The 9,517-nt window shown below is 72.8% G+C and carries 9 protein-coding genes; 3 read left to right on the forward strand and 6 right to left on the reverse strand.

Annotated elements, in window-relative coordinates; translation table 11 throughout:
- Window positions 1–60: 60 nt before the first annotated feature.
- The 6 genes from AB0G02_RS21210 to AB0G02_RS21235 all read right to left on the reverse strand — a co-directional run bounded on the left by AB0G02_RS21210 (window position 61) and on the right by AB0G02_RS21235 (window position 5,265).
- A complete protein-coding gene (locus AB0G02_RS21210; protein ID WP_360797042.1) occupies window positions 61–591 on the reverse strand; it encodes an SDR family NAD(P)-dependent oxidoreductase in 531 nt (176 codons plus the stop codon).
- A gap of 36 nt (window positions 592–627) precedes the next feature.
- Window positions 628–1,161: a hypothetical protein gene (locus tag AB0G02_RS21215; protein ID WP_360797044.1), complete on the reverse strand. Its 534-nt coding sequence runs from the start codon at window positions 1,159–1,161 to the stop codon at window positions 628–630.
- 82 nt (window positions 1,162–1,243) lie between these two features.
- The gene (locus AB0G02_RS21220) at window positions 1,244–1,723 is read right to left on the reverse strand and encodes a hypothetical protein (protein WP_360797046.1); all 480 of its coding nucleotides are present in this window, start codon (window positions 1,721–1,723) and stop codon (window positions 1,244–1,246) included.
- Window positions 1,724–1,967: 244 nt separating this feature from the next.
- Window positions 1,968–3,095, reverse strand: coding sequence for a hypothetical protein (locus tag AB0G02_RS21225; protein WP_360797048.1), 1,128 nt, complete (start codon window positions 3,093–3,095; stop codon window positions 1,968–1,970).
- 14 nt (window positions 3,096–3,109) lie between these two features.
- Window positions 3,110–4,366, reverse strand: coding sequence for a glucarate dehydratase family protein (locus AB0G02_RS21230; RefSeq protein WP_360797050.1), 1,257 nt, complete (start codon window positions 4,364–4,366; stop codon window positions 3,110–3,112).
- Complete coding sequence (locus tag AB0G02_RS21235; RefSeq protein ID WP_360797052.1) at window positions 4,363–5,265, reverse strand: 5-dehydro-4-deoxyglucarate dehydratase; 903 nt, start codon at window positions 5,263–5,265, stop codon at window positions 4,363–4,365. Before AB0G02_RS21235 ends, AB0G02_RS21230 begins: the two co-directional genes overlap by 4 nt.
- A 1,000-nt stretch (window positions 5,266–6,265) precedes the next feature.
- On the opposite strand from AB0G02_RS21235, the gene AB0G02_RS21240 reads away from it, so the two are divergent.
- From AB0G02_RS21240 to AB0G02_RS21250, 3 genes are read left to right on the forward strand one after another with little or no spacing between them, the layout of a single operon-like run.
- Window positions 6,266–7,048, forward strand: a complete 783-nt coding sequence (locus AB0G02_RS21240) for an IclR family transcriptional regulator (protein ID WP_360797054.1) — start codon at window positions 6,266–6,268, stop codon at window positions 7,046–7,048.
- Between the two features lie 28 nt (window positions 7,049–7,076).
- Window positions 7,077–7,898, forward strand: coding sequence for an NAD(P)-dependent oxidoreductase (locus AB0G02_RS21245; RefSeq protein ID WP_360797056.1), 822 nt, complete (start codon window positions 7,077–7,079; stop codon window positions 7,896–7,898).
- Window positions 7,895–9,478 (forward strand): aldehyde dehydrogenase (NADP(+)), encoded by a 1,584-nt coding sequence (locus AB0G02_RS21250; RefSeq protein WP_360797058.1) that lies wholly within the window; start codon window positions 7,895–7,897, stop codon window positions 9,476–9,478. The genes AB0G02_RS21245 and AB0G02_RS21250 overlap by 4 nt, the downstream gene beginning before the upstream one ends.
- Window positions 9,479–9,517: the final 39 nt, after the last annotated feature.

Genomic DNA, 9,517 nt, shown 5'->3' on the forward strand with positions numbered 1-9,517 from the left:
GGGTTCCAACACGCGCGGCGCGATGACTGGTCGACCACTCACGGCGGCCACGAGAGGCGTTCAGTAGTGAGGTGTCGCGATCGGCCCCGGCGCGACGGCCACCACCCGCACGCCGCGCGGCGCGTACTGGACGGCCCAGCTGCGGGTCAGGGACTCCAGGGCCGACTTCAGCGCCGCGTACAGCTCGCCGCCCGGCATCGGCCAGCCCCGCTGACCGATGGCCGTGCTGACGTTGACCACCACGCCCCGCGTCCGCTCCAGGTGCGGCAGGGCGGCTCGGACCAGGCCGACCGGGGCGAGCAGGTTCGTGGTGACCAGGCCGTCCCCGGTCGTCACGGCGGCGTTGTTGACCAGCACGTCGAGGCGGCCGAACGCGTCCAAGGCTGCCCCGACCACCCGGTCCGCGTCCGCGACGTCGGCGGTGAAGGGGTGGATGGTCGGCAGGTCGGCGGCGGTCTCGGCCACCGTCGACGCCGTGCGTCCGACGGCCAGCACGGACGCGCCCTGCGCGGCGAAGGCGCGTGCCGCGGCGCGACCGATCCCCGTGCCGGCACCCGTGACCACCACTGCTTTCCCGGTGAAGATCGTCATGGGTGCCGAACGTAGGGCTTCACGTCCGCGTGAAGGTCAAGCCGTGTCCTCGCGGGTCTCCAGCACGACCCGGCGGGAGCCGAGGGGCGCGTCGAGGGTGACGTTGACCGGCACGAAGCCCAGTTCCTGCGTGCACGCGACCCCGCTGGGCGGCACGTGGTAGGTGGTCACGAGGGTGATCAGGACCTGGTCGCCGGACTGGGCGGTGACCTCGGCGCTCGCCGTCTTGCAGCCGCCCGCCGTGCCGATGACCTGCACCGTGCGACCGTCGGCCGACGTGGAGACGTGCGGGTCGTAGGTGTCCGAGAGCGTGCCGTGGTCGATCTGGGCGTCCGGGACCTCCGTGGGTCCGCCTTCCAGGGGCGCGGCGCTGGGCTGCGTGATCGGGGCGGTGGGCTGCGCCTGGTCGGTCGACCCGCCAGGGGATGACAACGTTGTCGGAGCAGCTGACGAGGTTGTCGTCGTCGTGGCGGTGGTGGTGGTCGACTGACCGAACGGGGCGGTGTCGGTGCTGCTGCACCCCGCGAGCGCGAGCAGGCCGAGGGCGAGAGCGACCTTGACGTTCCTCATAGCTGGAGGACGGTACTCGGGGCCCGTTCGGTTGCAGGGGGATGCCCGGCCGACCTGGGGGCCGGTCGGCCGGGCACCGGGTCTACTTCTGGTCCTGCCGGGTGGTGAGGACGACCGTGCGGTCACCGAGGGGCGCGTCGAGCTTCGTGGTCAGCGGCGGGTAGCGGATGTCCATCGTGCAGACCTGCTGGTCGGTGGGCGTGGTCTCGACCATCACCACCTTCACCTGCTGGGCGTTCTGCTCCGCGATCTCGACGCTGGCCTTGCCGCAGCCGGCTTCCTGGGCGATGACGCCCAGCACGCTGCCGTCACCCTCGGTCCACGTGGTGGTGGGGGTGCCTTCGGGGATGCTGCTCGCGTCGATCCGGTCCTTGGGCACCTCCTTGCCGCCCTCCGGGACCGGGCTCTCGAACTCCGGTTCCTCGCCGGCGGTGGTGGTCGGCGCGGCCGACGTGGTGAGCGTCGGTCCGCCGGCGCCCGGACCGACGGGCGTGGACGTTGCGCAGGCGGCGAGCGCGACCAGCAGCACTCCCGCGCCGATAGCGGTTCCCAGGCTTCTCATGTGCTGAGGACGGACCCGCCCCTCCCCCGGGTTGCCCACCGTTCTTCACAGTTACCCGTTCGAGTGACCCGAGAGTCCTACCTCCAGAACGCGAGAGTCCTACCTCCACACGCCGAGAGTCCTACGTTCACGACGCCTGAGTTCAACGCTCGGCGCACGGCCGGGCCGTTCTGAGCGTTGAACTCACGGTGTCTGGACGTAGGACTCTCGCGTCGTGAAGGTAGGACTCTCGCGTTTGCGGAGGTTAATCCGGCAGGGTGGACTTCAGGGTGGTGATGGCGTGGCGGAGGGCGGACAGGCGGGCCGGGGAGGCGAGGCCCGCGTGGTAGAGGTGGAACTCCTGGACGCCCGCCTCGGCGTAGGCCAGCCACTCGTCGAGCAGCTCGTCGCCGTCGGCCGGTTTCGGGGGCAGGGCCGTGACGTAGGCGGCGGTGGGCACGGAGGGGGCCTCGGCACGCAACGCGCGGATCGCGGGCACGGACGCGTCCACGCCCGGCCAGCACGTCACGGTCAGCACGTCGACATCGGCGTCGACTCCCCCGGCGACCGTGGCGAACGGGCCGGTGCCCCACGGGTCGGCCGTCGCGTGCGCGGCGATGCGCGTGGACGGCGAGGTCGACCTGATCAGACCGACCAGCTCCCGCCGCAGCGAGCGCGAGATGTCCGTGCGGGTCGAACGCACCGACTCGGCCCGGTCGCCCAGGGCCTCCTCGACACTGGCCGCACCGCCGTCGACCCCCGCGCGGACGAGCGCGCGCAGCCCGTCCACGTCGTCGTAACGCCCCGAGCAAGCCCCGCAGAAGCACAACGACAGCAGCTTCTGCTGCACGGCCGTCCAGTCCGCGCCGTCGGTCTTCTCGTGGTGCCCGCCGTGGAAGAACCCGAGCGGCCCGCACGCCTCCAGCACGATCCCGTCCGGCCGGCCCAGTTCGAGCACCTCGGACACCAGCGTCCGGGTGTAGGAGACCACGTCGTCGTTCGACGGGCACAGCGCGTACGGGTACCGGTCCCCGAAAGCGTTGCGCACCACCAGGTCCGGGTTCGCGTCGCCCAGCCGGCTGCTGTGCGTCAGCACGGTCCACGCGTACACCGGCAACCCGGCCGCGCGCAGGGCGTCGGACGCCTCGCCGTAGGAGTCGTCACCGTCCATCCAGGATGGTGCGGCGGGAGCCAACCGCTCGTCCCGCCACACCTCCTCCCGCACGGGCAGGTAGAACGCCGCGTGCCGCGCGTCCACCATCCGGTGGGACGGGTGGAACGGCGTCGCGGCCCGCACCGTGTGGTAGGACGCGGCGAGTGCCACCGCGTCCACACCCAACGACGCGACCCGTTCGACAGCGGACGGGTCGCCTGCGACATCCCAGGGGTACAAGTGCGCGACGGTGGTCACCACCGGGGGCGCTTCCTCTCGTAGGACGGATCGTGCTCCTGCATGTAACCGGTGTCGTCGCGCTGCACGAGGCCGCACGTCCGGTAGTTCTCCGCGAGCCGGGCCAGCGCGTCGCGGTCCAGCTCGACGCCCAGACCGGGCGTGGTCGGCACCGGCACCGCGCCGTCCACGAACGTGAACGGCGTCGTGATCACGTCGTCGGCGGCGTTCCACGGGTAGTGCGTGTCGCACGCGTAGTTCAGGTTCGGCGTGGCGGCGGCGAGGTGCGTCATCGCGGCCAGGCTGATGCCCAGGTGCGAGTTGGAGTGCATGGAGAGGCCGATGCCGAACGTCCGGCAGATCCCGGCCAGCTCCTTGGACCGCGACAGCCCGCCCCAGTAGTGGTGGTCGGAGAGGATGACCTGCACCGCGCCCACCTCCACCGACCTCGGGATGTGCTCGAACGCGATCACGCACATGTTCGTCGCCAACGGCATCGGCGCGCGGGCCGCGACCTGCGCCATGCCGTCGATCTCCGGCGCCGGGTCCTCCAGGTACTCGACCACGCCGTCGAGCTCCGCGGCGACCTTGAGCGACGTCTCCGGCGTCCACGCGGCGTTCGGGTCCAGCCGGAGCGGGTGGTCGGGGAACGCCTCGCGCAGCGCGCGGATCGCCTCGACCTCCTGGTCGGGCGGGTACACGCCGCCCTTGAGCTTGATCGACCCGAACCCGTGCCGCCCGATCAGCAGCCGGGCCTGCTCGACGATGCCCGCCGGGTCCAGCGCCTCGCCGAACTCGTCGGGTTCCGCGCCGGGGTGCCCGGCCCACTTGTAGAACAGGTAGGCGCTGTACGGGACGGCGTCGCGCACCGCGCCGCCGAGCAGGTCGCTCACCGGTCGGCCGAGGGCCTTGCCGCGGATGTCCCAGGTCGGCACCTCGAACGCCGAGAACACGCGGTCCACAGTGGACTCGACGGTCAGCGGGCCGGTCAGCCCGTGCCGGTCGGAGCCCGCCTCGCCGCCGAGCGCCGTCGCGATCCGGGCGTGCATCTCGTTCAGCGCGTGCACGTCCAGGCCCACCAGGGCGGGTGCGGCGGTGCGCATCCGGTTGAGGTGGCCGATGTCGCCGTAGCTCTCCCCGAGGCCGGTGATCCCCTCGTCGGTGTGCACCTCCACGATGGTGCGCAGCGCCCACGGCTCGTGGACGCCGACCGAGTTCAGCAGCGGCGGGTCGCGGAAGGCGACGGGCGTGATGGTGATGTCGGTGATCTTCATGCGGCGAGGCTCCGACCTGCCGCGACGACCTTCTCCAGCTCCGCGAGGTGCTCGGGGGTCGGGTCCAGCAGCGGCGGCCGGACGCCGCCCACGTCGAGCCCGGTGGCCCGCACCGCCGCCTTGATCAGCGACACCGCGTACCCCGGCACCTTGTCCCGCAGCTCCACCAGGGGCTTGTAGAACTCCATCAGGTACCGGTTGACCAACGCGCCGTCACCGTCGTGCACGGCGCGGTAGAAGCCGAGCGAGATCTCCGGCGCGAAGCAGAACACCGCCGAGGAGTACAGGTCCACGCCGATGCCCCGGTACGCGGGCACGGTGAGCTCGGCCGTCGGCAGGCCGTTGAAGAACTGGAACGGCTTGTCGACCGCCGCGCGCACCGCGAGCACGATGCGGTGCAGCAGGTCGATGTCACCGAGCCCGTCCTTGAACCCGACCACGGTCGGCAGCGACGCGACCTCGACCGCCGTCTCCGGCGTGAACAGCGCGTTGTTGCGCTGGTAGACGATCAGCGACAGGTCCGACGCGTCCGCGACCTCGGTCACGTACCGCACCAGGCCCTTGGCCGGGCTGGCCACCAGGTACGGCGGCAGCAGCAGCAAGCCGTCCGCACCGGCGCCTCGGGCGTCCCGGGCGATCTGCTTGGCCACCGGCAGCGGACCGCCCACACCGCAGAACACCGGCACCCGCCCGGCGGCCGCCCGCACCGCGACGGTCACCGCGCACTCGACCTCCGACGGCTCCAACGCGTGGAACTCGCCGGTGCCGCAGGCGACGAACACACCGCCCGCGCCCGCCGCCACCCCGCGTTCGACGTGCTCGGCCAACACGCCCTCGGCGAGCCGACCGTTCGCGTCGAACGGCGTCACCGGGAAGAACAGCACCCCATCCAGTTGCATACCCAGACCTTCATCCCTTGATCGCTCCGGTGGTGATCCCACGCAGGAAGGACTTTGCGGCGACTGGCACGCGAGCAGGCTCGGCGCCGGCGCGTGCATGGCGGTCACCGTGCGGTCCGCCGAGCGCGGGCGGGCACGGGGAGCGGCGGATCCGCGGGAGAGATCCCCGGCCTCCCCGTGTCGTGCGCGGTCTCCGCCGCGCCCCGACCAGCGGGGCGACGACGGGCAGCACCGCTGCCCGACCGCGGTTTTCCCCGTGCGTCAGCGCACAGGCGGCGAACACGCTGACGACGAGGTGGAGCAGCAGGGGTTCATCGGCGCTGATGAGCGAGTCCCCGCCGACGTGGCACCGGTTCCGGTGCGCTTTCCGCGGCACGCCGGGGCGTCCGCGCGGTGCGGCCGCGGGTCGGGCGCTGTCGCCCGGTGGAGGTCCCGCGGTCGCGGTGGTCGATCCCGTGGGGCGACCCCGACGGGGCCGCCCCACGAGGTGGGAAGCGACGGCACCGCCGCCACTAGCCGTCGCCCCCACGTCCAGGGCGGTGTCGACCGCTGTCACCTGGCCACCCTGTGTGACGGGCGGGCCCAAGTCCAGGTTTTGCGCAAACCCGGCCGTTCTGGGGAATTCACCGGTTCGGAGGAGGCCGCCGAGCCGGCGGGGTCTGGTGCGGAGCGGAGCCGGTCACCGGGGGAAGCGGTGCCGGACCTCGTGGCGCGGCGTGGCCCCACCGAGGCGCGCGGGCCGCTTTCCGGGCGGCGCGCGGGTGCGCCGGAGCGCGGGCACCCGCAGGTCGGGTGCATGACAGGACCCTCGACGGCCACTGCGGCGACGGCCGTGGCGCACCGGCGGGAGGGTGTCATGGACGGTGGCTCCTGTTCACAACCGTGCTGTTCATATACGTGAATCGGGGTCGTACTTGTGAACGTGTTGGGCGGACTGTAAGAATCGGCGCAGCGACGTGTCAAGTGCGTGTTGCCGGAACGTTTCCCCGTGGAGGACTTGGTGACTGGACCCGCGTCACCCGCCCGGCCGAACGCGGTCAAGTCGGCCGATCGGACTGTGGAACTGCTCGAAGTGCTGTCGTCGTCGGACCGCCCGCTGACCCTGACCGAGCTGCACCGCGAGCTGAGCTACCCGAAGTCGAGCCTCTACATGCTGTTGCAGACGCTCGTCGCCCGCGGCTGGGTGGAGCTCGACCCGTCCCGCGGCACCTACGGCATCGGCGTGCGCGCCCTGCTGGTCGGCACGTCGTACCTCGACCACGACCCGGTGGTGCAGGTCGCCATCCGCGTCATGGAGCAGGTGCGCCGGGAGATCAACGAGACGGTCCACCTGGCCCGCCTCGACGGCGCCGACGTGGTGTACCTGGCCAGCCGCGAGTCGGAGCACCACCTGCGCGTGGTGTCCCGCGTCGGACGCCGGCTGCCGGCCCACGCCACGTCGCTGGGCAAGGCGCTGCTCGCCGCCCGCGCGCCCGGCGAGGTCGACGCGATCCTGCCCGCCCGGCTGACGCCGCTGACGCCGAACACCATCGTCGAGCGCCCGGCGCTGCACGCCCAGCTCGCGGGGTTCCGCGCGATCGGGTACGCCCACGAGCGCGAGGAGAACACGCCCGGCCTGGGCTGCTTCGCCGTCGCACTGCCCTACCGCAACCCGGTGCTCGACGCGATGAGCTGCTCGGTGCCGCTGGGCAGGCTCGACCCCGACCACGAGCGCCAGGTCGTCGAGGCGCTGCTGCACGCCGCCCGCACCATCACCGAACTGCTGCGCCAGTTCGGCCGCTGACCCCCGTTCAGATCCGAAAGGGCTCGACGTGACCGAACGAATCCTGATCACCGGCGCCGCCGGCGTGGTGGGCACGCTCATGCGCACCCGACTGGCCGCGCCGGACCGGACCCTGCGCCTGCTGGACATCGCGCCGCTGCCGGCCGCGGCCGGCGGTGAGCGGGTCGAGCTGCTCACGGCTTCGGTGACCGACCAGGCCGCGATGGAGGAGGCGTGCGCGGACGTCGACGCGGTGATCCACCTCGGCGGGCACAGCCTGGAGCGGCCGTGGGCGGAGATCCTGGACGTCAACATCAACGGCACGCACGTGGTGCTGGAGGCGGCGCGGCGGGCCGGGGTGTCGCGGGTCGTGCTCGCCAGCTCCAACCACGCGGTCGGGTACCACGAGCGGTCGGCCGGTGAGGCGGGCGACTACCTGTTCCCGAAGCCGGACACGTACTACGGCGTGAGCAAGGTGGCCTTGGAGGCGTTGGGCAGCCTGTACGCGTCGCGGTACGGGATGGACGTCATCGCGGTCCGGATCGGGTCGTGCTTCGAGAAGCCGCGTGACGCGCGGATGCTGTCGACCTGGCTGTCGCCCGACGACGGCGCGCGGCTGTTCGAGGCGTGCCTCGCGACGCCGTCGCCCGGGTTCCGGGTGGTGTGGGGCGTCTCGGACAACACCCGCCGGTGGTTCTCGCTGGGCGAGGCGGAGGCGTTGGGCTACAAGTCCGAGGACGACTCGGAGGTGTTCGCGGAGGAGATCCTGGCGGCGGGCGAGCCCGCGGCCGACTCGCCGGCGATGGCGTACCTGGGCGGCGTGTGGTGCACCCCCGAGTTCGACACCGCGGTGAAGGAGGCCGGCCGGTGACCGACGGCCAGGCGCGTGACGGGCAGGCGGGCGAGGTGCAGGTGGGCGACGTGCAGGTGGGCGACGTGCAGGGCGGTGGCGTGCGGGTGAACGGCGTGCAGGGGTACGACCCGCGGACCGGCGAGCCGGTCGGGGCACCGGTGCCCGAGGCGTCCGACGTCGAGGTCGACGCGCTGGCGCGGGCGGGTGCGGCGGCGTTCCCGTCGTGGGCCGCGCTCCCGGCGGCCGAGCGGGCCTCGGTGCTCGACGCCGTGGCCGACGCGCTGGACGCGTCGTCGTCCGCGCTGGTGGAGGTCGCGGACGCGGAGACGGCGCTGGGCGTGCCCCGGTTGACCACGGAGCTGAAGCGGACCACGAACCAGCTGCGGTTGTTCGGCGAGGTGCTGCGCGAGGGCAGCTACGTCGAGGCGACGCTGGACTCGGCCAACCCCGACATCATCCCGCCGCGGCCGGTGCTGCGGCGGATGCTCCGTCCACTGGGGACGGTCGGCGTGTTCTCCGCGTCGAACTTCCCGTTCGCGTTCTCGGTGGCGGGCGGTGACACGGCGTCCGCCCTGGCCTCGGGCTGCACGGTGGTCGTGAAGGCGCACCCGTCGCACCCCCGCACGTCCCACGAGACGGCGCGGATCGTGGAGTCCGTCGTGCCCGCGGGGGTGTTCGGCATCGTGCACGGCCAGCAGGCCGGCGTGGCGCTGGTCGAGCACCCCGCGATCAAGGCGGTCGGCTTCACCGGTTCCACCGCGGGCGGGCGGGCCCTGTTCGACCTGGCCAACTCCCGGCCCGACCCGATCCCGTTCTACGGCGAGCTGGGCAGCGTCAACCCGACCGTGGTCCTGCCGGACGCCGCCGCCGCGCGGCCCGAGGGGTTCGCGGCGGAGTTCGTCGGCTCGCTGACGCTCGGCGTGGGCCAGTTCTGCACCAACCCCGGCCTGCTGTTCGCGCCGGCGGACCTGGTGCCCGCCCTGGCCGACGCCGTGACGGCGGCCGTGGGCGGCCCGATGCTCAACGAGCGCATGTGCGACTCGTACCGCTCGGGCACCGAGGGCCTGGCCTCGTCGGGACTGGCGGAGCTGGTCGCCCGCGGCACCGCGTCCGGCGAGGGCTGGAGCGTCGAGCCGCGCCTGTTCCAGGTGTCGCTGGAGACGTTCGCGGAGAACCTGGAGAAGCTGACCGAGGAGCACTTCGGCCCGGCGGGCGTCGTGGTCACCTACACCGACCCGGCCGACCTGGAGGCCGTCCTCCCCCGCCTGCCCGGCACGCTCACCGGCACCGTGCACGCCGCCGAGTCCGAGCACGACGAGGCGGGACGGGTGGCGGAGGCGCTGCGGCCGGTCGTGGGACGGCTGATCTTCAACGGCTGGCCGACCGGTGTCGCGGTGGCCTGGGGCATGCACCACGGCGGGCCGTGGCCGGCCACCACCAGCCCGCTGCACACGTCCGTCGGCGCGACCTCGATCCGGCGGTGGCTGGCGCCGGTGAGCTACCAGTCGTGGCCGGACGGGCTGCTGCCCGCCGAGCTGCGCGACGGCAACCCGCTGGGCATCCCGCGCCGGGTGGACGGCGTGCTGGGCGTCCACTGACCGATCCGGTGCCGGACGGGGCCGACCGCGCACGGCGGC

The organism is Actinosynnema sp. NPDC023658 (assembly GCF_040639995.1).
Classification (GTDB): Bacteria; Actinomycetota; Actinomycetes; order Mycobacteriales; family Pseudonocardiaceae; genus Actinosynnema.

Excerpts from the sequence above, each read along its gene's own strand:
- AB0G02_RS21210 (WP_360797042.1), bottom strand. The coding sequence starts at position 591 with ATGACGATCTTCACCGGGAAAGCAGTGGTGGTCACGGGTGCCGGCACG.
- AB0G02_RS21215 (WP_360797044.1), bottom strand. The coding sequence starts at position 1,161 with ATGAGGAACGTCAAGGTCGCTCTCGCCCTCGGCCTGCTCGCGCTCGCG.
- AB0G02_RS21220 (WP_360797046.1), bottom strand. The coding sequence starts at position 1,723 with ATGAGAAGCCTGGGAACCGCTATCGGCGCGGGAGTGCTGCTGGTCGCG.
- AB0G02_RS21230 (WP_360797050.1), bottom strand. The coding sequence starts at position 4,366 with ATGAAGATCACCGACATCACCATCACGCCCGTCGCCTTCCGCGACCCG.
- AB0G02_RS21235 (WP_360797052.1), bottom strand. The coding sequence starts at position 5,265 with ATGCAACTGGATGGGGTGCTGTTCTTCCCGGTGACGCCGTTCGACGCG.